The following is a 26,814-nucleotide window of genomic DNA, read 5'->3' as shown; positions in this document are numbered from 1 at the left end:
CCTTCTGTGCCGGCCGCCCCGGTGTGCGGCGGTCAGGCAACTGTGCCCGCCGCACGCGGTCCGGCGGCAGAGACGAACGCGCGACAGGAGCGGCGGTCGAGCGGTGCTGTTCCTTCCCTGGCGGGCGGCCGCCGCGGCGGGCGATGGTCGGATCGCCATACCCCGACGATCTGAGGAGACATCCCATGGACGATGGCGACGGCAGGGAGACCGGTGTGGCCCGAACGCGCTCGTTGCGCGGCCTCATCGGTGTGCTCGGCGCGGACTTCGCCGCCCTTTCGGCGAACCGCCTGCTGTCCATCGCGGTGCCGTGGCTCGTGCTCACCACGACCGGGAGCCCCGCCAAGACCGGTCTGGTCGCCTTCTGCCAGATCACCCCGTTCGTCATAGCGCAGGCGCTCGCCGGCCCGCTCATCGACCGCATCGGGCCCCGGCGTGTCGCCATCACCGGCGACCTGGTGTCGATGGCCGCCATGATCGTCGCGCCCCTGCTGTTCGCGGCCGGAGGGCTGAACCTGTGGGCGCTGATGGCGCTCATGGCCGTGGTGGGCGCCGCGGACGGCCCCGCCATCGCCGCCAAATCCGTCTTCGTCCCATCGGTCACCCGGGCGGCCCGCGCGCCCATCGAACGCGGCACCGGGCTCATCGCCGCTGTGGAACGCACCGCCACGGTGGCGGGGCCCGCCATCGCCGGCGTCCTGGTGGCGATGTTCGGCGGTGCCCAGTCGCTCTGGCTCTCGGCGGCCCTGTTCGGCCTGGCGGCCGTGGTCACCACCGCCACGCTCGCCGATCCGGCGCCCGATCCCGCCGCGCCCACGACGGCCGAGGCGGGCGGATACGTCGCCCAGCTGCGGCAGGGCGCCGCGTTCCTCCGCCAGGACGGCCTGCTGCGCGCCATCGTCGGGATGCTGGTCGCGACCAACCTGCTCGACCAGGCCTTCATGGCGGTCCTGCTCCCGGTGTGGGCGCTGGAGTCGGGGTACGGAGCCGAGACGGTGGGCCTGGTGGTCAGCGTCTTCGCGGGCACGTCCATCCTGGCCGCGCTCCTCGCCGCCACGCTCGCCGCCCGGCTGCCCCGCCATATCGTCTACATGGTCGGCTTCGTGATCGGCGGAGTTCCCCGCTTCCTGGCCATGGCCCTGAGCATCCCGCTGTGGGGCGTGCTCGCGGTCTTCGCCGTCGGCGGCCTCGGCTCCGGATTCGTCAACCCGATCATCGGCGCCGTGAGCTACGAGCGGATTCCGGCGCGGCTGCTCGGGCGGGTCCGGACGCTCACCAGCGCGCTCGCGTGGGCCGGCATCCCCTTCGGCGGCCCGTTCGCGGCGGCCGTTCTCGCGGTGTCGGGGCTGAACGGCGCTTTGCTGATCGTCGGCGGCTGCTACCTGGTCGCCATCGTCGTGCCCGGGCTGCGGCCCGAGTGGTCACAGATGCGCCGGGTCGCGCCGGCGATCGATATCTCCGCTGAGAGTGCTCTTACGGACGCAGAGCCAGAGAAAGGCGCCAAGAATGGTCGCGCTGCCTGAACTGTCGGTACGCCGGACGAGACCCGAGCCGTTCAACAGAGTGTCACCCGATTGGCGACAGGGGTTCGAGCTCGACACGACCGCGGAATCGGTCTACCAGAATGTCGTGGAGAATCCCAACGTGAGCACGGAGAAGCTCGCCGAGCTCATGGCGCTCAGCGAGGTGACCGTCCAGTTCGCCCTTGAGCATCTGGCCCGGTTGGAGCTGATCACGCGCGTGGCGGGATGCGACGGCTGGACGGCGATCGAGCCGGAGGTCGGCCTGGCCGCCCTGCTGGCCCGGCAGCAGGCCGAGCTGGCACGACATCAGCAGCAGGTGGAGGACAGCCGGCTGACGGTCGCCCGCCTGCTGGCGTCGTGCGGCCAGCGGGGCGCCCAGGACGCCGCCGGTGTCGAGTGGGTCATCGGCGGATCCGCGGTACGGGCCCGCACGGCCCGGCTGGCCGCCGACTGCCGGGAGGAATACCTGTCGTTCCGGCTCGCCGGCCAGCCGTCGACCAGGGCTCTCGACAGCGCCCGCACGATCGATGAGGACATCCTGGCCCGTGGCGTCCTGTCGCGCTCGATCGTCCTGGACAGTGTGCGCAACGACAAGCCCACCATGGCCTACCTGCGATGGGAGATCGGGGCGGGCGCGGACGTGCGCACCCTGCCGACGTTGCCCGCCAGGGTGCGGATATTCGACCGGCGCCACGCGGTGGTCTCGGTCAGCAACCTCACCGGAATGGCCGGGGCGCTCACCGTCGGGTGCGACGCGGTCGTCGACTCGTTCGTCACGCTGTTCTCGAAGCTGTGGGCGGAGGCCGAGCCGCTGGGAGACTGCCGGCCGCGCCGCGGCGACAGTTTGTCATCGCAGGAGGTGCACATCCTGAAGTTGTGGGCGCAGGGGCACACCGATGCCTCGGCCGCCCGCCGGATGGAGGTGTCCCTGCGCACCGTGCGCCGGCTGTCGGACCGGCTGGCCGAACGCCTCGGGACACGCAGCCGCTTTCAGCTCGGCGCGGTGGCCATCGCGAAGAGGCTCATCGACCCGGCAGAGCTCTGAACCGGTGTCATCCCGGATCCGCGGTCCCTCCGTCCGGCGGTGACCCGGAAACGATCACCTCGAACCCGATGGTGATCGTTTCCGGTCGACCGCAACGGCTCCGAGCGGTCCGCCTCACCCTGCCTCCGGAGCACCCACGAGGCCGAGGGTCCCGGCGGTGCGGACGCCGCCGAACCGGTCGTTCACCCAGTCGTCGTCGTACACGGTCTTCAGGTAACGGTCACCGAGGTCGGGCGAGATGGCCGCGACGCGCGGCCGGTCGCGGAATCCTTCTTCGCGCCCCGCGATCGCCGCGAGCACCGATCCGGTCGAGCCCCCGACCAGCAGCCCGGTGTTGCGCGCGACCCGGCGGCACTCCCGGATCGCGTCCTCCTCCGGCACGTGGACGACCTCGTCGGCCAGTTCCGGCCGGCACAGCTCGGGACGGCGGCTGGCACCGAGCCCGGGGATCCAGCGGCGGCCCGGCTCGGCGCCGAACGTCACCGATCCCAGCGAGTCCACCGCGATGATCCGGGTGTGCGGCGAGTGCTCGCGCAGGTAGCACGCGCAGCCGACGAAGGTTCCCGTCGAGCCGGTTCCCACGAACAGGTAGTCGATGTGCCGCAGCCCGGCGAGCAGGTTCCTGGCCGTCCGCTCGTAGTGCGCCCTCGGGTTGGCGGGATTGGCGTACTGGTTGAGCCACACCATCTCGGGCTGCCGCCGGAGCCGCTCGCGGACGTAGGTGATGCGCGAGTGCAGGTAACCGCCGTTGGCGTCGGTCTCCCGCACGGTCACGACCTCGGCGCCCAGCGCCCGCATGTGCGCGATGGCCGACTCCGAGGTGTTCGGATCCACCACGCAGGTGAACGGGTATCCCTTGGCCGCGCAGATGGAGCTCAGCGCGATGCCGAGATTTCCCGACGACGACTCGATCACCGGCACGCCCACGGACACGCTGCCGCTGCGTTCCGCGTCCTCGATCAGCCCGATGGCGGTCTTCAGCTTGATGGAGCCGGCCGGGTTGAACCCCTCGATCTTCAGGTAGACGTCGGCGCGCCGCGACAGGTAGGGCAGGGCGACGAACACGTCATCCATGACGGCGTCATAAGCGTTGGCGTATATCACGCGAAGACCTCTCGCTTGTCATGGCGGATCGGTGACTCGCCGGCCCCCCTGGGCGCGTCATGGCTCGCCGCGCCGCGGGACTCCGGCGGGCCCCACAGGTCCTCCGGGCCCGGCTCGCCGGCGGCGTACTTGCCAAGGGCGCTGATCAGGAGCCTCATCTCCAGGGCGAGGGACTCCATGAACCGGATCAGCCCGTGCTCAGGGTCCTCGTCGACGGCGACCAGCGCCGCCCGGCCGAAACCGACCGCCCGGGCGCCCAGTGCCAGGACCTTGACCGCCCGCGCGCCGTCGTACACGCGGCCGCTGGCGAGCAGCGTGCCCGCGGGCGCGCCGAGCCGCCGCAGGCATTCGTGCAGCGGCAGGCCCACGTGATCCAGGAAGGCGCCCGGCGCCCATCCTGTGCCCCCTTCGGCGCCGTCGACCGTGACCGCGTCCGCGCCCGCCCGCCACGCCACGGCCGAGGCTTCGGCCACGTCGCGCGCCGGTGGCAGCTTGACCCAGCACCGCGCCCGCGGATAGTTGTTGCGCATCAGATGGATCTGCTGGCGCAGGATCTCGTCGGTGAACGTGCCCGGGCTGCTGCAGCGCAGCACCGGCCCGCCGGCCAGGAGCCGCTCCATGGCGTACTGGCCGCCGAGACGCCGCGAGGTCTCCTCGTCCACCATGGTCAGGCCGCCCAGCCCCGGCTTGGCGCCCTGGCCGACCTTCAGCTCGAAGGCCAGCCGTCCCGAGTCCATCAGCTCCCGCACCGAGGGGTCGGTGTAGACGTGGTTCCAGACCTCGGCGTTGGCGTCCTCGGTGCTCTGCTGGACGACCACTCCTCCGGTGGCCTCGGGCGCCGCCTCGGTGTAGGCGCTGATCCGTTCCAGCAGGGCGCGGTGCTTCCCGTCGGAACGGAATCCGCTCACCGGGGCCACGTTCTCGCCGATCACCATCGGCAGGCCGAGCCTGCCGGCCTGCCGGGCCAGGGCGCACCCGGCGGCAGCCACCCGCGTCGACCCCAAGGCGGTGAGGAAGAGCGGGAGCGGCGCGTCGAACCCGCCGAACGACGACTCCAGCGACACGTCCGCGTACAAGGGCTCCCTGCCCAGCTCGATCAGCTTCTCCAGCCGCCGTGGCATGAACACCGGCGGTACCAGGCGGTATGCGTCGATCTCGTCCTGCGGCACGGTGGCGCCCGCGCCGAAGACCGTCACGCCGTACTGCTCCATGGCCGGGAACACCGCCGCGCCGCCCTCGCGCGCCCGCCGCCGTACGTCCTGCTCCGGGAATCCCGGCGCTCGCAGTGCGCTCACGGGGACACCACCCCAGGAAGCTTCGGGTAGGCGCTCGCCTGCCAGACCGAGTCCAGCCCGGCCACCCAGCGGGTCAGCCGCTCCAGGCCGATGCCGAAGCCGGCGCTGCCCGGGATGCCCTGCCGCACGACGTCCAGGTACCAGCCGTACTTCGCGGGGTTCTCGCCGGTCTCCCGCATGCGGGTGACGATCTTGGCGTACTCGGATTCGCGTTCGCCGCCGCTGCAGATCTCCCCGCAGTACTCGGGCGCGATCAGGTCGAAACTCATCAGCGTGGACGGCCGCGCCGGATCCTCCTTGTCGTAGAACCCGCGCGAGCCCTTCGGGTAGTCGACGATGAAGAACGGCGCCTCGGCGTGGCCGGAGATGAGTTCCTCGGCCTCCCAGCCGATCTCCGTGCCCGGATCGTGCGGGTGGCCGAGCCGGTCGAGGACCTCGGCGTGGGTAAGCACCTCGAACGGCTGCTCGACGAGCGCCGACAGCTTCGCCGTGTCGCGGCCGACCAGCCGCAACGCGTCCTCCTGGGTGGCCAGGGCCTTACGCACCGCCTGGCGCACCACCCTCTCTGCCAGGGCGATCGCGTCGTCGCGTGACGCGCCGGCGAACTCGACGTCGATCTGGTGGAACTCCGCCAGGTGCCGGTGGGTGGAGCTGGTCTCCAGCGGCTCCAGGCGTACGTTCGGCGCGATGAAGAACACCTTGTCGAACGCGACCAGGGAGGTCTGTTTGTACAGGATGGCGCTGGCCATCAGCTTGTACTGGTGGCCGTAGTAGTCCACGTCCACCTGCTTCGCGCCGCGTGCCCCCGGATCGGTCACCGGGCCGATGAGCGGCTGGAACAGCTCGGCGGCGCCCTCCGATGACAGCAACTCGCGCGCCCCTGCCACCAGCGCCTGCTGGATCTTGAGCACCGCCTGGGTCCTCGGCGATGTCAGATGTTCCCGGGGACCGGGCACGCCATCCGCCGTCAGCCCCGTGGCGCGCGCCGCGGGCGTGGGCATGGTGCGAAAGTCCTGCTGTGTGGTCATCGTTGAACCTCCCTTAGTGGTGGGCGAAAGCGCCGGTGTCGTAGCGATCCCTGACGTAGGACAGGGCGTGCAGCAGTTCCGCGGATGTCAGCCCGCCCGCCTTCGGCCGGCCGCCCGCGTTCGTGATCGGCAGCGCACCGGTCGCCGCCCACTGCAGGCGGCCGTCGTCGGTGATGTAACTGCGGGTACGTCCGGCGTTGTCCGGGTGCAGGCAGTACGGGACGTCCAGGTATCCCAGGGCGAAGGCGGACGTGAGCGCTCTGCCGAGATCGGCGTGCAGGTCGAGCACCCGATCGATGATCGAACGGGCCTCCGCCTCGATGCCGGTCGTCGCAGGGTTGAGGAGGCTTCGCTCGGCTGCCCGCCCGGCCCGCGCGGCGACCCGCAAGGCCGTCACATTGTCGGAGATGGACGGTATCCGGCTGGCCTCCGAGGCGGTCTTCACGATCAGGCGGGCCGCCCCGCTGCGCTTCGCCAGCCGTGCGGCGGCCGCCAGCAGGCTCAGCGCTCCGTCGTGCGTGGCCGGGTACCGGCCCATGTAGGCGTAGATCACTACGTGCCAGGCGACCGAGGGCAGCAGGTCGGCCGCGATGTCGTGCAGCGCCCGGACGGCCTCCTCGTCCTGGCCGGGGTGCGTCTGCTGGGCGTAGCTCAAAGAGACGCTCGGGATGCCCTGCTGGACGAAGAACATGCCTTCCAGGACGCTGATCGCGATCAGCAGCGAGGGCGGGCACAACTGCCCGAGCATGCATCCGCCGAAGCTCTCCAGGTGCGGCACGGCGCCTGTCTCCGCCAGGGCGGCGAACCGCCTGGCGGCCTCCCGCCAGGCCTGGACCGACCGGTTTATGGGCGTCCTGCTGTAGGGCAGGCAGTACGAGATCGGTCCCCCCTCGGTGGCGTCCAGCCCGGCCGCCATGAGCGCGCTGAAGATCGGGCCGGGCGACGCGGAGCCGTGGCGTACCTGCACCGGGAAACCGCTGTCGCGGACGCCGTCGAGCATGCCCCTGGTGGCCTGCGGGCCCAGCGTCACGATCGGATAGCCGTTGAGCTCGTCACCCGCGCGCAGCGCGCGCTCGGCCGCCGCGAAGTCGCCGACGCGGGTGTAGCTGTCGAGCGTCACGGTCCCCACGGTGGCGGCGTCCGCGTTCTTCGTGGCGATCAGCCCGGCGCGCATCCGCTCGACGGTGCCGAATCCCATGCGTGGCTGGACCACCAGCGTCCCCGTCCGCCGGGCGCGCTCCATGAACTCGTGGAACGTCCCGGCGGGCGCCGTCGCCCGCGTCATGCCCGCCGCCTCGCGTGCCGTCCCGGCGTGGCAGCCGCCCCGGCCAGCAGGGACCGGAACGCCGGCACGGCGGTGTCGCCGACCAGCACCGCGTCGTAGCCGGCGGCGGCCAGCTCGTCCACGACGGCGCGTTCCCGGTCCTCGCTGACGCAGAGCTTGCCGCCGAGGGCGACCGGCACCCGGGACAGGGAGGGCTCGGCGCGCAACGCCGCGATCACCTGCCGGGCCTCCTGGGCGCCGTGACCGTTCACCGTGCTGATCACGATCAGGTCGGGTACGCGGCGCAGCGATTCGTCCAGGAGCATCGCGACGGGCACACAGGCACCGAGGTTGGCGACCGACCAGCCGATTTCTTCCATCAACAGCTGGACGAACAGCAGATTCCAGGTGTGTGAATCCGATGGAGTGCTGCTGAGCACCGCATACGGCTTCGGTCGCTTCTCGGCGATACAGCTTGGGGACATTCCAGTCACTGGCCTTTCTTGAGAATTGCTATTGCCGTCCGAACCGGGGGTACCGATGTATTGATTATTTCTCGATCCGGATCCGGCCATTACTGGATAGTTATGTCCCCGAATTCGCGGGCATTTCCTGCCGCCGGTCGGTGCTGAGCGCCGAGGCTATTTCTGACACCGATTCCCTGGCGCTGATCATGTCGTGATGGCCGCCGGCGAGATCGATGATCCGCAGCCCGCGGGGGTAGAGCCGCTTCCAGTGGGCCACGTACCGCGCGCGGTCCCCGGCCGGCATCAGTTCCTGTCCCGCCCGGTGGATCTCGTCGCTCACGACGAGAGTGGCCCTGGCCCGCGAGGTGGCGGCGCGATGATCGGCCAGCGCGCGCGATTCCGCGCGAAGGACGTTGTACGGCAGCCATTCGTCGAGATCGACCGCGTCCTCGTCGATGTTCATCGGACCGGCCAGGAGCTTCAGCGCCTGTCGCGTCCGCTCCCGCGCCTGGCCGGTCTCGGACTGCCCGCGGCGCCACAGCGACTCGGCGCGCCCGAAGATCTCCGCCAGCCCATTGAACCGTTCCCTTCGATGCGGCCCGGTGACGGCGGGCTCCAGCAGGAACGCCGAGCCGACCTCATCGGGGCGCATGGCGGCCATCTCATGCAGGATCACCGCACCGGCCGACCAGCCGAGGAGCCGGTAGGGGCCCTCGGGCTGCAGGTTCACGATCTCCTTCCAGTAGCGCTCGGCCATCGCGCGGATGTCATCGAGCGGTGCCTCGCCCTCGGCGAGGCCGGCGGCCTGCACGCCGAGGACACGGAACTCCCCGCGCAGCTCGTCGGCCAGTGCCTGGTAGGAGTGGATCTGGCCGCCCCCGGGATGGATGCAGAAGAGATTGGGCCGCTCTGTGGCCGCCGGCCGCCCCGGCCGCACCTCGGCGATCAGCCCGCTCTGCACGGGCACGGCCTCACTGAGCGCCTGCGCCAGATCGTGGATGGTGGGATGCGCCATGACCTGCTGCAATGTCGCCGGACAGCCGGCGCGGCGTAGGCGGGTGATGACCTTGAAGGCGAGGAGCGAGTGGCCGCCGAGGTCGAAGAAGCTGTCGTGGATACCGGGGTCGGCGGTGCCGAGGACGTCCTGCCAGATGGTGGCGATGAGGTGCTGGGTGGCGGTCGTGGGTGCAGTGCGGGTGGTGTGGTGGGTGGTGGCCGGGGCGGGGAGGGCTTTGCGGTCGGTCTTGCCGTTGGGGGTGAGGGGGAGAGCGGGCAGGGTGATGTAGGTGGCGGGGATCATGTAGGGGGGGAGGGTGCGGGCGGTGTGGGTTTTGAGCTCGTGGGGTGTGGGCGGGGTGGCGTTGGGAGCGGTGACGAGGTAGGCGGTGAGCCGCTGGACGCCGGGGGTGTCCTCGCGAAGGGTGACCGCGGCGGCGGTGATGGCGGGGTGGTCGGTGAGAGTGGTTTCGATTTCGCCGAGTTCGATGCGATATCCGCGGAGTTTGACCTGGGTGTCGATGCGGCCGATGAATTCGAGCCGTCCGTCGGGGAGCCAGCGGCACAGGTCGCCGGTGTGGTAAAGGCGCTGAGGGCGTCCGGTGAGGTGGTGATGGGTGAATTTCTTGTCGGTGAGCTGGGGCTGGTTGAGATATCCACGGGCGACGCATATGCCGCCGAGGAGGCATTCTCCGGGGACGCCGATCGGTACGGGCCGGCCGTCGGGGTCGACGACGTAGGCCTGGGTGTTGGTGATGGGGGTGCCGACGGAGACCGGTCCGGTGGCGTCGTCGCCGACGTGGTGGGTGGCGGACATGACGTTGGCGACGGAGCATTCCGTGGCGCCGTATTCGTTGTAGATGACGGTGCCGGGTTGGCAGACGGCGAGTATCCGGCGGGCGAGGTCGGTGGTGAGTTCCTCGCCGCCGAGCACCATGGTGCGCACGGCGAGTTCGGCTCCGGCCGCTTCGGCTGTGGAGACCAGGAGTTCGGCGTGCGAGGGGGTCATTTTGAGAAAGCTGACCGATGTGCCGGACAGGAGTTGTTCGGTTGCGGCGGCGAACGCCGATTCTCCTGGCTGGGGCACCGGTATGGCGATCGGCAGCCCTTGCATCAGTGGCAGGAACAGCGCGGTCACGGTGAGGTCGAAGGCGACGGGTGAGTAGAGCAGTGTGCCCAGCTCACCGGTGGGCGGGTAGGCCTGGGCGCACCAGTGGAGGTAGTTGACCACGCCCTCGTGCTCGATCATCACGCCTTTGGGTTTTCCGGTGGAGCCGGAGGTGTAGATGACGTAGGCGAGGTTGTGTGGTCCGGCCAGTGGTTCGGGGTCGGTGGTGGGGTGGGTTTCGATTTGGGGCCAGTGGGTGTCGATGAGCAGGTGGGTGGCGTGGCCGGGGAGTTGCTTGGCGAGGTTGTGTTGGGTGATGACCAGGGGTGCGGCGGTGTCGTGGAGCATGTAGGTGAGGCGTTCGGTGGGGTATTCGGGGTCGAGGGGGACGTAGGCGGCGCCGGCTTTGAGGATGGCCAGGAGGGTGATGATGAGGTCGGGGGTGCGGTCGAGGTATACGGCGATGAGGTCTTCGGGGCCGATTCCGTGTGAGCGCAGGTGGTGGGCGAGTTGGTTGGCGCGGGCGTTGAGTTGCCCGTGGGTGAGTACCTGGTCCCCGTGGATGACGGCGGGCTCGTCGGGACGGGCCGTGGCATGTGCGGCGACCAGTTGGTGGATGGTCTGGTCGGCGGGGAACGGTCCTGCGGTGTCGTTCCACTCGACCAGCATCTGCCGCTGCTCGGCCTCGGTGAGCATGCTGATCTGGGACAGCGGGGACTGCGGGGCCGAGACGAATCCGGTCACCAGGGCCTGGAAGTGGCCCGCGAGGCGTTCGATCGTCTCCGCGTCGAACAGGGCACGGTCGTAGGCGAACTTGACGTCCACGACCTCGTCGGCCGAGACGACCACGGTGAGCGGAAAGCCGGTGCGCTCCACGCAGTGCACGGGCCGGTAATCGACCCCGTCCGGCAGGCTGTCGGAGCCGCGCAGCTCCGGATAGTTCTCGAACACGAGGATGGACTGGAACAGCGGCTTGCCCCGCGGGACATCGCTGCACTCCTGCACGTCCACGAGGTGGCAGTGCTCCCACTGCCGGAGCTCGATCTGCTGCTCCTGCAGTTCCCGCAGCCATGCGGCGACCGTGGCCTGGCCGTCGACCCGGGCGCGCACCGGCAGGGTGTTGATGAACAGTCCCACCATCGACTCGATGCCGGCCAGCGATACGGACCGGCCGGAGGTCGTGGCGCCGAACAGCACGTCGTCGTGACCGCTGTAGCGGGAAAGCAGGGCCGACCACACGCCCTGGATCACGGTGTTGACCGTTATCCGCTGCTCCCTGGCGAACCGGCGTACCGCGCCCGACAGCTCCGCGCTGAGGGAGATCTCGAATTCGGCCACCCCGGACCCCGCGCGGGGGCGGCTCGCGACCAGCTCGGTGGGCGCGCTGATGCCCTGCAGGTAGCCGCGCCAGAACTCCCGCGCGCGGGACGAGGGCTGTTCGTGCAGCCACTTCGCGTACCGGACATAGGGGATGGCCGGCGGCAGGCCGGGCTCCCTGCCTTCGACTGCGGCCCGGTAGATCGCGAACAGCTCCTTCTTGAGGAGCTGGATGCTCCACCCGTCCAGCAGGATGTGGTGGAACGACCACATGACCAGACGGCATTCGTCGGCGGTCCTGATGACCCGCACCCGCAGCAGCGGCGGCCGGGACAGGTCGAAGCCCTGGTTCCAGTCGTCGGCCGCCAGCCGCTTCAGGCGCGCGTCCTGCTCGGCCGGATCGCAGTCACGCCAGTCGAGCGTCTCGCGCGGCAGCTCGGCCGTACGCTGCACGACCTGCACGGGCGTCGACACGTCCTGCCAGACGAACGCGCTGCGCAGGATGGAGTGCCGGTCCACGACGTGCTGCCAGGCGTCCAGGAAGCGCTCGTCGTCGAGCGGCCCGACGATCTTCTCGATCATCTGCACCTGGTACGGGTTGATGCCGTGGCTGTCCTGCACCGAATGGAACAGCATGCCGAACTGCATGGGCGACAGGCCGTAGATGTCTTCCACGTTGGGGGTGCTCATGCGCCGAACTTCCTCATGATCGCGGCCATCTCATCCTCGTTGAGTTCCGCCAGTGGGAGATGCGCCGGGGCGGCGCCGATTCCTTCGCTCTGCTCGGCGGCGATGCCGAGCAACGCGCGAAGGTTGTGGACGATGTTCTCGGCGAAGCGCTCGACCGTGGTCACGTCGTGGATCGCCGTGGAGTAGGAGATCTCGATGCTCAGCCGGCCGTTCTCCACGGCCGCCAGGATGTCCAGGAGATGACGGCGCATCCCGGCCGCGCCGATGGAACGGCCCCTCGGCTCGCGGGGGTCGGCGTACCGGCCGAGGCCCGTGACGCCGGCGGCGAACTGCCCCAGATAGTTGAAGTTGATCTCCGGAGAGGGGTGCGCCAGGGACCGCCGCGCGTGCTCGTCGCCCAGGTACCGCAGGATGCCGTAGCCGACGCCCCGGCGGGGTATCTCCCCGAGCTGCTCGCTGACGTGCTTGAGGAGGATGGCCGGGTCGGTCTCCGACAGGCCGTGCAGGTTGATGGGGAAGACGCTGGTGAACCATCCCACCGTCCGCGACGTGTCCACGTCGGGGAACAGGTCCTCCCGTCCGTGGCCCTCCAGGCTGACGCAGGCGGCATCGTCCCCGGTCCAGGCGTGCACCGCGGCGCCCACCGCGCTCAGCAGCGCGTCGTTGATCTGGGTGTGGAAGGCCCGCGGCACGTCCTGCAGCAGGGAGGCCGTCTCGCTCTCGCTCAGCGCGACCGTGACGGCGGCCGAGGAACGCGTGGTGTTCGGCCCGTCGTGGTCACGAGGGAGCGTCCGCCGCGTGCCCTGCGATGTCCAGTAGCCGAGTTCGGCGAGCGCGCCGGCCGACCTCGCGTACGTCCCGAGCTTCTCCGCCCAGGTCCGTACGGACGTCGTCTTGGCCGGCAGCAGTGGGTCCCGCCCTTCGGCCGCCTGCCGGTAGGCGGTGCCGAGATCCTCCAGCAGGATCCGCCAGGAGACGCCGTCGACCGCCAGGTGGTGGATCGCGATGAGCAGCCGCTGGCCCCCGCCGGGGCCCAGGTCCATCAGGGCGGCACGGATCACCGGCCCGCCGTCCAGGTCCATCCCGCGCTGCGCCTCGTCGGCGATTCGCGCGATCCGCGGCCACAGCCCGTCGTCGTCCAGCGCCGACAGGTCGTGGCAGGCGAGGATGCCGGGGCCGGCGTCGTCGTCGATGTACTGGCGCCACCGGTCGCCGTCCTTCCTCATCCGCAGGCGCAGCGCGTCGTGGTGGTCGACGAGGGTCAGCAGCGCACGCCGCAGGACCGCGCCGTCCAGGCCGTTGGTCTCCAGCAGCTCGGCCTGGTTGAAGTGGGCCGGGTCGGGCAGCTTCAGCCCGAAGAACCAGTGCTGGATCGGCGTGAGCGGCACCTCTCCCACGAGCTTGGCCTGGTCGGCCAGGATGGGGCTGGTGGACCGGGCGTTCGCGGCGATGGCCGCGACCGTCTGATGCTGGAAGAACATCCTCGGCGTGAGCTGGATGCCGAACTTCTTCGCCCGCGCGATCACCTGCAGGCTGATGATCGAGTCTCCGCCGAGCGCGAAGAAGTTGTCGGTCACGCCGACGTGGGCGACGCCCAGGACCTCCCGCCAGATACCGGCGATGACCTTCTCGGCCGCGCTGTGCGGCGCCGGCCCCGGTCGCGCGTCGGGCGCCGGCAGGGCCTGCCGGTCGACGGTGCCCGCCGCCGTGCGCGGCAGCCGGGGCAGTACGACATAGGCCGACGGCACCTTGAAGGCCGGCAGTCGCTCGCTGAGGAACTGCCGCAGCTCCCGCGCCTCCGGCGGCGCCGGGCCGGCCGGCACCACATAGCCGACCAGTTCCCCGTCGCGCACGGCGGCCGCGGCGTCCGCCACGGCGTCGTGGGCGGCCAGCGCCGTCCCGATCTCGCCCAGCGCGACGCGGTCCCCGCGCACGATCACCTGGTCTTCGCCGCGGCCCAGGAACCGCAGCTCGCCCGACGGCGACCAGCTCACCAGGTCACCGGTGCGGTACGGGTTCTCGCCGCCGAGCAGCAGCTCTCCGGGTACGCCGACCGGCACCGGCCGCTCGTGCCGGTCGACGACACGGACGACGGCGGACGGGTCCGGGACGCCGCAGACCTCGGCGGGGATCGTGGCCGTGGCCCCCCAGGCCGCGAGGGCGTCGTGCTCGGCGTCGGTGAGCATGCTGATCTGGGAGAGGGGGGTTGTGGGGTGGTCGGTGAGTCGTTGTAGCAGGGTCGTGTAGTGGCCGGCCATCCGCTCGATGGTGGTCCTGTCGTACAGGTCGGTGGGGTAGTCGATGTGTGCGGTGAGGCCGTGGTCGGTTTCGTGGAGTGTGAGGTTGAGGTCGAATTTGGCGAGGCCGCCGGTGATGGGGGTGGGGTGGACTTCTATGCCGGGGAGGTTCCAGGTCTGGGTTTCTGTGGTGGTTTGCAGGACGAGCATGGTCTGGAAGAGGGGGTTGCGGGTGAGGTCGCGTTGGGGGGCGAGTTCTTCGACGATGCGTTCGAAGGGGAGGTCTTGGTGGTCGTAGGCGGCGAGGGCGGTGTTTTTGACCTGGTGGAGGAGTTCGGTGAAGGTGGGGTCGCCGGTGAGGTCGGTGCGGAGGACCAGGCTGTTGACGAACAGGCCGATGAGGTTCTCGGTTTCGGTGTGGGTGCGGCCGGCGGTGGGGGTGCCGACGGCGATGTCGTTCTGGCCGGTGTAGCGGGAGAGCATGGTCTGGAATCCGGCGAGCAGGGTCATGAAGAGGCTGGCTTGTGCCTGGGTGGCGATGCGGCGCAGGGCGGTAACCGTTCGGGTGGGGATGGTGAAGGTGACCGCGTCGCCGTGTCCGCTGCGGGCTGGTCGGCGGGGCCGGTCGGTGGGCAGGTTGAGGGGTTGGAGACCGGCGAGTTGGGTGCGCCAGTAGTCGAGTTGGGTTTGCTGGCGGTCGGTGGTGAGTTGCTGGTGCTGCCAGGTGGCGTAGTCGGCGTACTGGATGGGCGTTGCGGGCAGCGCGGCGGGCGTGTGGCCGATGGCGGCGGCGTAGAGGTGGTGGAGTTCGCGGGCGAGGATGGCTTCTGACCAGCCGTCGAAGATGATGTGGTGCAGGCAGATGACCAGGATGGCTTGGTCGGGTGCGGTGCGCAGCAGCGTGGTGCGGATCATCGGGTCGGTGGTCAGGTCGAACGGGGTGGCGGCGACGGCGTTGACCTGGGTGGTGACGCTGGTCTGGTCGTGGCCGGTGAGGTCGGTGACCGTCACCACGATCGGTGCCGGGGGGTCGATGATCTGGTAGGGCTGGCCGGTGTCGTCGGCGGCGAACCGGGTGCGCAGCGCTTCGTGCCGGGCGACGAGTTGTGTGAGTGCTTCTTGCAGTGCCGCCATGTCGATCGTCCCCGTCAGGTGCAGGGCGATCGGGACGATGTAGTCGGATCGGCCGGGTTCCAGTTGGTCCAGGAACCACAGTCCCCGCTGGGCGGAGGACAACGGGACCGGCTTCGAACGATCCCGCGGCACCGGCCGCGACTCCTCCTGGCCGGCGGCGCGCATGCCGGGCAGCAGGGCACTCAGCCCGGCGATGGTGGGGGCTTGGAACAGCGCCCGCAGGGGGACTTCCACGTCCAGTTCGCGGCGCAGGCGGGCGATGACCTTGAAGGCGAGCAGCGAGTGGCCGCCGAGGTCGAAGAAGTTGTCGTGGACGCCCGGGTCGGTAGTGCCGAGGACGTCGCGCCAGATGCCGGCGATGAGCTGCTCGGTGGCTGTGCGGGGTTGGGCGCGGGTGGTGTCGTGCATGGTGGCCGGGGCGGGCAGGGCTTTGTGGTCGGTTTTGCCGTTGGGGGTCAGCGGCAGGGCGGAAAGGGTCATGAACCCGGTGGGGATCATGTACGGGGGCAGGGTGCGGGCGGTGTGGGCCTTGAGGTCGTGAGGGCTGGGCGGAGTGGCGCCGGGAGCCGGCACAAGGTAGGCGATCAGCCGCTGGACGCCGGGGGAGTCTTCGCGGACGGTGACCGCGGCGGCGGTGACGGCGGGGTGGCTGATCAGGGTGGCTTCGATCTCGCCGAGCTCGATCCGGTATCCGCGTAGTTTGACCTGGGTGTCGATGCGGCCGATGAATTCGAGCTGTCCGTCGGGGAGCCAGCGGCACAGGTCGCCGGTGCGGTACAGGCGTCGCCGGTGTCCGCCGAGATGGTGCTCGACGAACCTCTCCTCGGTCAGCTGGGGCCGGTTGAGGTAGCCTCGCGCCACGCATATGCCGCCCAGCAGGCATTCTCCGGCCACTCCGACCGGTACCGGCCGGCCGTCGGGGTCCACCACGTAGGCCTGGGTGTTGGTGATGGGTGCGCCGACCGGGATCGCGCCGGCGGTGTCGTCGTCATCGACCTGGCGGGTCAGTGACATCACGTTGGCCACAGAGCATTCGGTGGCGCCGTACTCGTTGTAGATGACGGTGCCGGGCTCGCACACCGCCAGGATTCGCCGGGCCAGGTCGGTGGTGAGTTCCTCACCGCCCAGGACCATCGTGCGTACGGCGAGTTTCGCTTCGGCCGCCTGGGCCGAGGTGACCAGCAACTCGGCATGGGAGGGGGTCATCTTCAGGAAGCTGACCGACGCTCCCGACAGCAGCTCCTCCACCGCGGCCGCGAACGCTGATTCTCCTGGCTGGGGCACCGGAACCGCGATCGGCAGCCCTTGCATGAGGGGGAGGAACAGTGCGGTGACGGTGAGGTCGAAGGCGACGGGTGAGTAGAGCAGTGTGCCCAGTTCACCGGTGGGCGGGTAGGCCTGGGCGCACCAGTGGAGGTAGTTGACCACGCCCTCGTGCTCGATCATCACGCCTTTGGGCTTGCCGGTGGAGCCGGAGGTGTAGATGACGTAGGCCAGGTTCCGCGGCCCTGCCAGCGGCGGGGGGTCGGTGGCCGGGCAGGCCTCCACCTGGGGCCACTGGGTGTCGATGAGCAGGCGGGCGGCGTGGCCGGGGAGCTGCACGGCGAGGCTGTCCTGGGTGATGACCAGCGGCGCGGCGGCGTCGTCCAGCATGAAGGTCAGCCGCTCGGTGGGGTATTCGGGGTCCAGGGGGAGGTAGGCGCCGCCGGCCTTCAAAATCGCCAACAGTGCGACGATCAGGTCCGGGCCACGCTCCAGGAACACCCCCACCAGGACCTCCGGGCCGACTCCATGGGAGCGCAGGTGGTGCGCCAGTTGGTTGGCCCGGGCGTTGAGCTGCCCGTGGGTCAGTACCTGGTCCCCGTGGATGACGGCGGGCTCGTCGGGGCGGGTGGCGGCTTGTTCGGCCACCAGTTCGTGGATGGTCCGCGCGGCGGGGAACGGTCCTGCGGTGTCGTTCCACTCGACCAGCATCTGCCGCTGCTCGGCCTCGGTGAGCATGCTGATCTGGGACAGCGGGGTCGTCGGGTGGTCGGCGAGTCCCTGGAGCAAGGTCTGGTAGTGGCCGGCCATCCGCTCGATGGTGGACTTGTCGTACAGGTCGGTCGGGTAGTCGAAGTGCCCGGACAGGCCGTCGTCGACCTCATACAGGGTGAGGTTGAGGTCGAATTTGGCGAGGCCGCCGGTGATGGGGGCGGGGTGGACTTCTATGCCGGGGAGGTTCCAGGTCTGGGTTTCTGTGGTGGTTTGCAGGACGAGCATGGTCTGGAAGAGGGGGTTGCGGGTGAGGTCGCGTTGGGGGGCGAGTTCTTCGACGATGCGTTCGAAGGGGAGGTCTTGGTGGTCGTAGGCGGTGAGGGCGGTGTTTTTGACCTGGTGGAGGAGTTCGGTGAAGGTGGGGTCGCCGGTGAGGTCGGTGCGTAGGACGAGGCTGTTGACGAACAGGCCGATGAGGTTTTCGGTTTCGGTGTGGGTGCGTCCTGCGGTGGGGGTGCCGACGGCGATGTCGTTCTGGCCGGTGTAGCGGGAGAGCATGATCTGGAATCCGGCCAGCACGGTCATGAGGAGACTTGCCTGCGCCTCGGCGGCGAGGCCGCGCAGGGCGGTGACCGTTCGGGTGGGGATGGTGAATTTGACCGCGTCGCCATGACCGCTGCGGGTGGGGCGGCGGGGTCGGTCGGTGGGGAGGTGGAGGGGTTGGAGGCCGGCCAGGTGGGTGCGCCAGTAGTCGAGTTGGGTGCCAAGCCGGTCGGTGGTGAGTTGCTGGTGTTGCCAAGCCGCGTAATCGGCGTACTGGATGGGCGTTGCGGGCAGGGTGGCGGGGGTGTGGGTGGTGGCGGCGGTGTAGAGCTCGCGTAGTTCGCGGGCGAGGATGGCTTCTGACCAGCCGTCGAAGATGATGTGGTGCAGGCAGATGACCAGAACGGCCTCGTCTAGTGCGGTGCGCAGCAGTGTGGTGCGCAGCAGCGGGCCGGTGGCCAGGTCGAACGGGGTGGCGGCGGCGTTCACGTGGGCGGTGATGGTGCTCTGGTCGTGGCCGGTCAGGTCGGTGACGGTCACCGCGACCGGTGCGGGGGGGTCGATGATCTGGTAGGGCTCGCCGGTGTCGTCGGCCGCGAACCGGGTGCGCAGCACCTCGTGCCGGGCGACCAGTTGTGTAAGTGCTTCTTGCAGTGCCGCCATGTCGATCGTCCCGGTCAGGTGCAGGGCGATCGGGACGATGTAGTCGGCTCGGCCGGGTTCCAGCTGGTCCAGGAACCACAGTCCCCGCTGGGCGGAGGACAACGGGACCGGCTTCGAACGATCCCGGACAGGCAGGTGACGGGCCTGCTGGTGCCGGATGCGGGAGAGCAGGCGCGCCTGCGTCGAGCCATTTTCCATGACTATTCCTCACCTTGGGCGTCGATCAGCTCAAGCAACTGGGTCTTGATGCCGGCGATCGACGGCGAAAGAAACAGGCCCCTGAGGCTGATGCGGATGCCGGTCAGCCGCTCCACCTGGTTGACCAGCTGGACCGCCCGGAGCGAGTGGCCGCCGACCTCGAAGAAGTTGTCGTGGACGCCGACGCGGTCCACGCCCAGCAGACCGGCCCACACCTCGGCGAGCGCCTGCTCGATCTCGTCTCGTGGGGCCACGTGGGCCGCGCTGGGCGCGAGGTCCGCGGCGTCGGGCGCGGGCAGCCTATTGCGGTCCACCTTGCTGTTGGCGGACAGGGGTAGTGCCGGCAGCATCATGAACATGGCCGGGACCATGGCCGGCGGCAGCGCCTCCCGGCACAGAGCGCGGAGTCCGGCGACGTCCGGCTCACCGGCGGCCGGAACGCAGTACGCGACCAGGTGCTTGTCGCCGGTGCCGTCCTCCCACGCCACGACGGCACAGGCCGCGACCTCGCGGTGCGACAGCAGAACCGCCTCGATCTCACCCGGCTCGATGCGCACGCCGCGCAGCTTGACCTGGCTGTCGATGCGACCGAGGAGGTCGAGTTCACCGTCGGCGGTGAACCGGCCGAGGTCCCCGGTCTTGTACATGCGGGCGCCGGGATCGCCGGTGAAGGGGTCGGCGGGAAAGCGTTCGGCGGTCAGCCCGGGCCGGCGCAGGTAGCCGCGGCCGACGGACCGCCCCCCGAGATAGACCTCCCCCACCGCGCCGACGGGCACCGGCCGCAGCGAACCGTCCAGCACGTACACCGTCTGGTTCATCATCGGGCGTCCGGCGAGGACGGGGGAGTCCGGCGAGGCGCGCCAGAAGGTCGTGTCCACCGACACCTCGGTGGCGCCGTAGAGGTTGATCAGATCGCCGTCGAACCGGTCGGCGAACCGCCGCACCAGCACCTCCGGCAGTGCTTCGCCGCTGCAGAACGCGTACCGCAGTCCGGTGCAGTCCGCCGGGTCGGCCTGAGCGACGAACATGTGCATCAGGCTGGGGACGAAATGCAGTCCGACGATGCGGTGACGGCGCATGAGCGAACCCACGTGCGCCATGTCCAGGCGAGAGGCCCCCGGCACCAGGACGACCGTGCCCCCCTGCCAGAGCGGCCACAGGATCTCGTACGCCGAGACGTCGAAGGTCACCGGCGTGGCCTGCAGGAAGCTCTCGCCCGGGTGAATCGGGAACGCGTCCTGCATGCCCGCCATGTAGCTCACGACGCCCTGGTGTTCGATCATCACGCCTTTGGGTTTTCCGGTGGAGCCGGAGGTGTAGATGACGTAGGCGAGGTTGTGTGGTCCGGCCAGTGGTTCGGGGTCGGTGGTGGGGTGGGTTTCGATTTGGGGCCAGTGGGTGTCGATGAGCAGGTGGGTGGCGTGGCCGGGGAGTTGGCGGGCGAGGTTGTGTTGGGTGATGACCAGGGGTGCGGCGGTGTCGTGGAGCATGTAGGTGAGGCGTTCGGTGGGGTATTCGGGGTCGAGGGGGACGTAGGCGGCGCCGGCTTTGAGGATGGCCAGGAGGGTGATGATGAGGTCGGGGGTGCGGTCGAGGTATACGGCGATGAGGTCTTCGGGGCCGATTCCGTGTGAGCGCAGGTGGTGGGCGAGTTGGTTGGCGCGGGCGTTGAGCTGCCCGTGGGTGAGCACCTGGTCCCCGTGGATGACGGCGGGCTCGTCGGGACGGGCCGTGGCATGTGCGGCGACCAGTTCGTGGATGGTCCGCTCGGCGGGGAACGGTCCTGCGGTGTCGTTCCACTCGACCAGCATCTGCCGCTGCTCGGCCTCGGTGAGCATGCTGATCTGGGACAGCGGGGTCGTCGGGTGGTCGGCGAGTCGCTGTAGCAGGGTCGTGTAGTGGCCGGCCATCCGCTCGATGGTGGTCCTGTCGAACAGATCGCTGCTGAAGTAGATGAAGCCTTTGGCGCTGTGGTCGTCCTGCAGGGTGAGGTCGAAGGTGAGGTCCAGCTGGGAGTCGGTGGCCTGGAGCGGGACGTGGCGAACCTCGATGCCGGGCAGCGTCCAGATCTTGCGGCCTGAGGTGGTCTGCAGGACGAGCATGGTCTGGAAGAGGGGGTTGCGGGTGAGGTCGCGTTGGGGTGCGAGTTCTTCGACGATGCGTTCGAAGGGGAGGTCTTGGTGGTCGTAGGCGGCGAGGGCGGTGTTTTTGACCTGGTGGAGGAGGTCGGTGAAGGTGGGGTCGCCGGTGAGGTCGGTGCGGAGGACCAGGCTGTTGACGAACAGGCCGATGAGGTTTTCGGTTTCGGTGTGGGTGCGTCCTGCGGTGGGGGTGCCGACGGCGATGTCGTTTTGGCCGGTGTAGCGGGAGAGCATGGTCTGGAATCCGGCCAGTAAAGCCATGAAGAGGCTGGCGTGCGCCTGGGCGGCGTTGCGGCGCAGGGCGGTGAGGGTGGCGGCGGGGATGGTGAAGGTGACGGCGTCGCCGTGGCGGTTTGTGCTGGGTCGGCGGGGCCGGTCGGTGGGCAGGTTGAGGGGTTGGAGGCCGGCGAGTTGGGTGCGCCAGTAGTCGAGTTGGGTGCCAAGCCGGTCGGTGGTGAGTTGCTGGTGCTGCCAGGTGGCGTAGTCGGCGTACTGGACGGGCAGTGCGGGCAGCGCGGCGGGCGTGCGGGTGGTGGCGGCGGCGTAGAGGTGGCGCAGCTCGCGGGCGAGGATGGCTTCTGACCAGCCGTCGAAGATGATGTGGTGCAGGCAGATGACCAGGATGGCTTCACCGGGTGCGGTGTGCAGCAGTGTGGTGCGCAGGAGGGGGCCGTCGGCGAGGTTGAAGGGGGTCGCGGCGGCGGTGTTGACGTGGGTGGTGACGCTGGTCTGGTCGTGGCCGGTCAGGTCGGTGACCGTCACCACGACCGGTGCCGGGGGGTCGATGACCTGGTAGGGCCGGCCGGTGTCGTCGGCGGCGAACCGGGTGCGGAGCGCTTCGTGCCGGGCGACCAGTTGTGTCAGTGCTTCTTGCAGCGCCGGCACGTCGACCGTTCCGGTCAGGTGCAGGGCGACCCGGATCAGATACTCGTTGCCGCCGGGCTCCAGCTGGTCCAGGAACCACAGGCGCCGCTGGGCGGACGACAACGGGACCCGGCCGTCCCGCGGCAGCGGCCGAGGCCCCTGCCCGCCGGCGGTGCGGTTCACCTGCCGGAGCGGCCCCCGGGCGCGGCCGGCCGCCGGAGGCGACGTCCGCCGGGCGCGCGCCACGGCCAGCTCACCCACATGGGCGCTCAGCAGCCGCGCCGTGGGGTTCTCATAAACGGCCTCCGGCGAAATGGCGACGCCGAACTCCTCGGCGATCGCCTTTGTAATCCGCGAGGCGGTCTCGTCGCCGCCGCCCAGCGTGCCGAATTCGCTGTCTCCCTCGATCAGATCCATGGCGAAGACGTCTCGCCAGATGCGAAGGATTCGCGCTTCATCCGCGTACTTGACATTCGTCATCGGGCCCTACCCATCATCTCCACAGGGTGCGGCTTTAATATCGACCATTCGCCAGCCTGTCAGCCCGTACGCCCCCTGCCACCTGGGCGGTTCCAACCGCCCGGGCCAGGGGCACTTCTGTCCAGCGAATGCGTCGGACCGTGGATGACCTCGATGAACACGCCGCACAGGAATGCGGCGGCCGTCATTTCCCGCCATCGGGCGATTGCGTTAATCGCCATTGCCGCCTTACGTTCGGCGGCATGAAAAGGCTCCTTTCGGCGCACCAGGCCACTCAGGGAACCATCGTCGATGACATCCGCGGTCACGCCGCCCGTGAACCGCACGCACCCGCGATCGTGACGCCGCAGGCCGTCATCGGTTACCGGGACCTCGCCGACCGGATCGAGCACCTGGCCCGGGCGCTGGCCGCCGCCGGAGTCGGCGCCGAGAGCCGCTGCGCCGTCGTCGCCGAGGACGGTGTCCACACCGTGATCGCGATGGCCGCCGTGATGCGCGCCGGCGGAGCGTTCCTCACCCTCGACCCCGGGCAGCCGGTCCAGCGCCTGCACGCGATGGTCCGCAGCGTGGACGCCCGTTTCCAGATCACCACCGCCGAGCTCGCCGGGCGGTTCGCTCTGCCCGTCGGCGGCCCCACCATCATGATCGACCGCCTGGGCGACGTGGCGGGGGACGCGCTCCCGGCTCACGTCGCACCGCGTTCCCTCGCCTACATCAGCCACACCTCGGGGTCGACGGGAACCCCCAACCCCGTCATGATCGAGTACGGCGGGCTGGGCGCCTACCTGCGGTTCATCGTCACCGCCGGCGGGCTGGGCCCGCACACCGTGGCGCTGCAGCTCGCCCCGTTCGGCTATGACGCCTCGATCCGGGGCGTCTTCGCGCCGCTGGCCGCGGGGGGCCGCCTGGTCCTGCTGCCCCGATCCACCCTGCTGCGTCCCGCCGCCCTGGCCGACGCGGTGCGGGACTTCGGCGCCAACGCCATCTTGAGCAGCACCCCGACATTGCTGACCGCCCTGGCCCAGGACGAAGACGTCGCCGCACGGCTGAGCGGCCTCCACCTGATCCTCTGCAGTGGAGAGTCGCTGCGCCCCTTCCTGACGGCCGGGGGCAGGCGGCTGGCCGCGGGCCGGCTGGTCAACCACTACGGGCCGACCGAATGCACGATCACCTCGACCTGCTACGAGGTTCCCGATCAACCGGACACCGAGGCCGACCTGATCGGCACGCCGATCGACGGTGTGACGGTACGCCTGCTCGACCAGAGCATGCGCGCCGTGCCCGACGGCGCGGTCGGCGAGATCTACATCGGTGGCGCGGGCGTGGCACGCGGCTACGGCGGCCGACCGGCCCTGACCGCCCACCGGTTCGTCCCGGATCCCTGCGGTCCACCCGGCGCACGCTTGTACCGGACCGGTGACCTGGCTCGGCGCGGACCCACCGGCATCCTGGAATTCCTCGGCCGCAACGACAGGCAGGTCAAGATCCGGGGCTACCGCGTGGAGCCGGCCGAGGTCGAAGGCGCCCTGCTCCGCCATCCTGCCGTGACCGGGGCGGTGGTCACCTCCGCCGCCGACGAGCGCGGCCGGGTCCACCTCGTCGCCCACGTCACAGGCGCGCCGGCCGAGATCACGGACGCCGCGCTGCGCGCGTACCTGGCGGAGACCCTGCCGCCCCACCTGATGCCGCGGCGGTTCCACCGCGTCGAAAGCATCCCCACCACGCACAGCGGCAAGACCGACCGGGCCGCCCTCGTGGCGCACGCCCCGGCCCACGGCGGCCCGGCCGCCTGACCCGCGGCCGTCCTCCCGAACAGGACGTCCAGTTCCACCAGCTCACCTCCCCGTCTCAGCTCGCCGGCCTTGGAAGGGCGAAACCCATGACGACAACGAACGACGACCGGACGTACACCGCCGACCTGACCGAGCTGGTCGTGGCCGTGTACCGGGAAACCCTGCGCCACGACGGTCTCGGACCTGACAGCGACTTCTACGAGGAGGGCGGGGACTCCATGACCGCCTTCCAGATCATCGCGCGGCTGCGTGCCGCACTCGACGTCGAGATCCCCGTCGCGCTGGTGTTCGCCTGTCCCACGCCCATCGACCTCGCCGCCGCCGTCGCCGACCTCGCCGACGGCCAGGCGGGCGACGCCGCCGGCCTCAACTGAACGGAGAGTCCCGACATGAAGGACGCATCGGCGCCGCACGTCGGCCAATGGCGGTTGTGGACCCAGCTCTCAGTGCGGGGACCGGGCTTTCCGGCATCGGGGGTGCTGCGCCTGGCACCGGAAGGCCTGGCGGCCGCCGCGGACAAGTTCGGCGCGGGGGAGGAACTGGCGGGTGCCCAGTGGGACGATTTCGAAAAGCGGTTCGGGGCCACGGCGCTGTCGGTTTCGGGGGTGCTGCAGGAGATCGCCGGGCTGCCGTTGTTCCAGTCGGCGGTGGCGTGGCAGAACCGTACGGTCCTGGCATCGGGGATCGGCCCGTTCCTGCGGTGGACGCCGGAGGCGGGCAAGCGGCCGAGCATGGCGCGGCAGCGCGAGGAACTGGTGGCGCACTACTGGCAGCGGTTCTGCGTGAAGAACGACACGATCGGGTTCTTCGGCCCGGTGGGCTGGGGCACGTGGGACCGGTCGGTGCGGGGTGTGGCGGTCGAGCCGGGTGTGGGGCTGGTCGCCGAGTCGGGCGTGTACTTCTCAAGCTGGGCGGTCGACGCGCTGGCACGCTGCGTCAGCGAGGACGCGGCCGTCCGGGAATGGCTGGCGCCACGGCGGATGCCGTTCGTGCGGATGGCCGGCACCGAGGTGAGCGTTCCGGGCCTGCCCCCGGTGCGGGTCGGCCCGGTCGAGCGGGAGGTGCTCCGGCTCTGCGACGGCACCCGGCCGGCCCGCGCCATCCAGCGGGAACTCGGCGCCCACGTCGACGTGCGCGGCGTGCTCGAGACGCTGGTCAGACGCCGCTGGATCGTGTGGCGGCTCGACGTGCCCGCGGACACCTATCCGGAACGCCGGCTGCGTGAGCTCCTCGGCCAGATCGGCGACCCCGGCGTCCGGGATCGGGCCCTGGCCAAGCTGCGGGTCCTCGAACGCGGCCGGGACCGGGTCCGCGACGCGGCCGGCGATCCCGAGGCGCTCGTGGCCGCCCTCGAGGCGCTCGAAACCGAGTTCACCGAGCTCACCCAGGTCGCCGCGCAGCGCCAGAAGGGCGGGGGCGCCGCTCCGTGCCGGGCGCTGATCTACTCCGACAGCATGCGCGCCGCCCGGGTCCGGGTCGGCACCGAGCTGCTCGACGCCCTGGCCCCGCTGGACCTGCTGCTGTCCGGGGGAGCCTGGCTGACCTCCACCCTGGCGCAGCGGGTCATGGCCCGCGCCCGCCAGGTTCACGCCGAGCAGACCAAGGGCCGCGGCGAGGCCCCACTCGACCTGGCCACCTTCTGGTTCGCGTGCATCCCCCTTCTGCACAGCGGCGCCGTCGCCGACGCGGCGGACCTCAAGCGGGAGTTCGCGAAGTGCTGGGAGGACATCCTGCGTCTGCCGCCCGGCGCGCGACACGTGCGGCTGACCCGCGCGGACATCGCCGACCGGGTCCGCGAGGCCTTCGGCGAGCCCGCCGAGGGGTGGGCCACAGCCCGGTATGCCTGCCCGGATGTGCTGGTCGTGGCGGACGACGCGGACGCGGTGAACCGCGGGGAGTTCGAACTCGCTCTCGGGGAGCTGCACCTGGCCATCAACACGCTGGGCGCGTCGCTCTTCGTCAACCAGCATCCCGACCGCGAGGAGCTGATCGAGCTCACCGACCTCGATCATCCTGGGCCACGCCTGATGCCGCTGCAGCCCAAGGAGCACCGCGCGCGGCTGTCCGCTCGCACCAGATACTCGCTCATCCGGGACCAGGACTACTGCGTCGCGCTGGCCGACTCCAGCGCCGATCCGCGCCGCCCGCGCACGATTCCGAGCGCCGACGTCCTCGTGCGGGACCACGACGGCCGGCTCGTCGCCGTGCTGCCCGACGGGGGCGAGTTCGACCTCGTGGACATCTTCTCGCAGGCCCTGACCATGCTGGTGCTCGACATGTTCCGGATCGTGCCGGAGGACGCCGACCACTTCCCGCGGGTGACCATCGACCGGATGATGGTGGCGCGGGAGACCTGGCGGTTCGATCCGGCGACGATGGAGTTCGCCAACGAGAAGAACGAGGCGAAGCGGTTCGTGCGGGCCGGCCAGTGGCGCGCGGCGCGGGAACTTCCGCGCTTCGTGTTCGTGGTGTCGCCCACCGAGCCGCGGCCGTTCTACGTGGACTTCCACAGCCCCGTGTACGTGAACATCTTCGCCAAGGCGGTGCGCCGGCTGCTGCGCGATGACCCGCAGGGCCGGATCACCATCAGCGAGATGCAGCCCACTCCCGAACAGACCTGGCTGACCGATGACCGGGGCAACCGCTACACGTCGGAGCTGCGCTTCGTAGCCGTCGACGACACCCGGGCCAGGGCCGGTGGCTCGCGTGCGCACCTCTCCAGGCCGCTGCCGCAGCACACGGTCGTCGATCAGGATGCGCTGGTGCGGATTCCCTGAACCGCGGGCCCGCCTCAAGACCGAGTTCGATAAGCAACGCTACTTATCGGGCTCTCCGCCCGGCTTTCAGTATCCAGAACCTTCCACTGAAAGCCGGGCGGATGTCGCTTGACGGCGGGTCTGTCCGTCGAGCCCCTGGGCCTGACCTGGGGGAACGGCGGGCCCGAGGT

13 protein-coding genes are annotated in these 26,814 nt (G+C 70.1%); 5 read left to right on the top strand and 8 right to left on the bottom strand.

Features of this window, described 5'->3' with window-relative positions:
- Positions 1 to 185: 185 nt before the first annotated feature.
- Positions 186 to 1,523, top strand: a complete 1,338-nt coding sequence (locus ACOZ38_RS23980) for an MFS transporter (protein ID WP_424533415.1) — start codon at positions 186 to 188, stop codon at positions 1,521 to 1,523.
- A gap of 121 nt (positions 1,524 to 1,644) precedes the next feature.
- A complete protein-coding gene (locus tag ACOZ38_RS23975; RefSeq protein ID WP_424533414.1) occupies positions 1,645 to 2,568 on the top strand; it encodes a LuxR C-terminal-related transcriptional regulator in 924 nt (307 codons plus the stop codon).
- A 114-nt stretch (positions 2,569 to 2,682) separates the two neighbouring features.
- On the opposite strand, the gene sbnA is transcribed toward ACOZ38_RS23975, so the two are convergent.
- From sbnA to ACOZ38_RS23935, 8 genes are all read right to left on the bottom strand, one after another.
- Positions 2,683 to 3,642: a 2,3-diaminopropionate biosynthesis protein SbnA gene (gene sbnA / locus ACOZ38_RS23970; RefSeq protein ID WP_405150361.1), complete on the bottom strand. Its 960-nt coding sequence runs from the start codon at positions 3,640 to 3,642 to the stop codon at positions 2,683 to 2,685.
- Between the two features lie 26 nt (positions 3,643 to 3,668).
- On the bottom strand, positions 3,669 to 4,967 hold the full coding sequence (locus tag ACOZ38_RS23965; RefSeq protein ID WP_424533413.1) for a glutamate synthase-related protein: 1,299 nt from the start codon (positions 4,965 to 4,967) through the stop codon (positions 3,669 to 3,671).
- Entirely contained in the window at positions 4,964 to 5,995 is a 1,032-nt protein-coding gene (locus ACOZ38_RS23960) for an asparagine synthetase A (RefSeq protein ID WP_424533412.1), read from the bottom strand. Before ACOZ38_RS23960 ends, ACOZ38_RS23965 begins: the two co-directional genes overlap by 4 nt.
- 13 nt (positions 5,996 to 6,008) lie before the next feature.
- Positions 6,009 to 7,280: a methylaspartate mutase gene (locus tag ACOZ38_RS23955; protein WP_424533411.1), complete on the bottom strand. Its 1,272-nt coding sequence runs from the start codon at positions 7,278 to 7,280 to the stop codon at positions 6,009 to 6,011.
- A complete protein-coding gene (locus ACOZ38_RS23950) occupies positions 7,277 to 7,744 on the bottom strand; it encodes a cobalamin B12-binding domain-containing protein (RefSeq protein WP_424533410.1) in 468 nt (155 codons plus the stop codon). Before ACOZ38_RS23950 ends, ACOZ38_RS23955 begins: the two co-directional genes overlap by 4 nt.
- A 100-nt stretch (positions 7,745 to 7,844) precedes the next feature.
- Positions 7,845 to 11,837: an amino acid adenylation domain-containing protein gene (locus ACOZ38_RS23945; RefSeq protein WP_424533409.1), complete on the bottom strand. Its 3,993-nt coding sequence runs from the start codon at positions 11,835 to 11,837 to the stop codon at positions 7,845 to 7,847.
- Positions 11,834 to 18,589 (bottom strand): amino acid adenylation domain-containing protein, encoded by a 6,756-nt coding sequence (locus ACOZ38_RS23940; protein WP_424533408.1) that lies wholly within the window; start codon positions 18,587 to 18,589, stop codon positions 11,834 to 11,836. The genes ACOZ38_RS23945 and ACOZ38_RS23940 overlap by 4 nt, the downstream gene beginning before the upstream one ends.
- A 2-nt stretch (positions 18,590 to 18,591) precedes the next feature.
- Positions 18,592 to 22,074, bottom strand: a complete 3,483-nt coding sequence (locus tag ACOZ38_RS23935) for an amino acid adenylation domain-containing protein (protein WP_424533407.1) — start codon at positions 22,072 to 22,074, stop codon at positions 18,592 to 18,594.
- A gap of 242 nt (positions 22,075 to 22,316) precedes the next feature.
- On the opposite strand from ACOZ38_RS23935, the gene ACOZ38_RS23930 reads away from it, so the two are divergent.
- From ACOZ38_RS23930 to ACOZ38_RS23920, 3 genes are all read left to right on the top strand, one after another.
- Positions 22,317 to 23,867, top strand: coding sequence for an amino acid adenylation domain-containing protein (locus ACOZ38_RS23930; protein ID WP_424533406.1), 1,551 nt, complete (start codon positions 22,317 to 22,319; stop codon positions 23,865 to 23,867).
- An 86-nt stretch (positions 23,868 to 23,953) separates the two neighbouring features.
- A complete protein-coding gene (locus tag ACOZ38_RS23925; protein ID WP_405150343.1) occupies positions 23,954 to 24,241 on the top strand; it encodes an acyl carrier protein in 288 nt (95 codons plus the stop codon).
- 15 nt (positions 24,242 to 24,256) lie between these two features.
- Positions 24,257 to 26,644 carry a lantibiotic dehydratase gene (locus tag ACOZ38_RS23920; protein ID WP_424533405.1) on the top strand — a complete coding sequence of 796 codons (2,388 nt, stop codon included), beginning with the start codon at positions 24,257 to 24,259 and terminating at the stop codon, positions 26,642 to 26,644.
- Positions 26,645 to 26,814 lie beyond the last annotated feature (170 nt).

Source organism: Sphaerisporangium viridialbum (genome assembly GCF_049674955.1).
In the GTDB taxonomy this organism is placed as follows: Bacteria; Actinomycetota; Actinomycetes; order Streptosporangiales; family Streptosporangiaceae; genus Sphaerisporangium; species Sphaerisporangium viridialbum.
The sequence above is the reverse complement of the archived record's forward strand: the minus strand, read 5'-3'. Positions and strand labels throughout refer to the sequence as shown.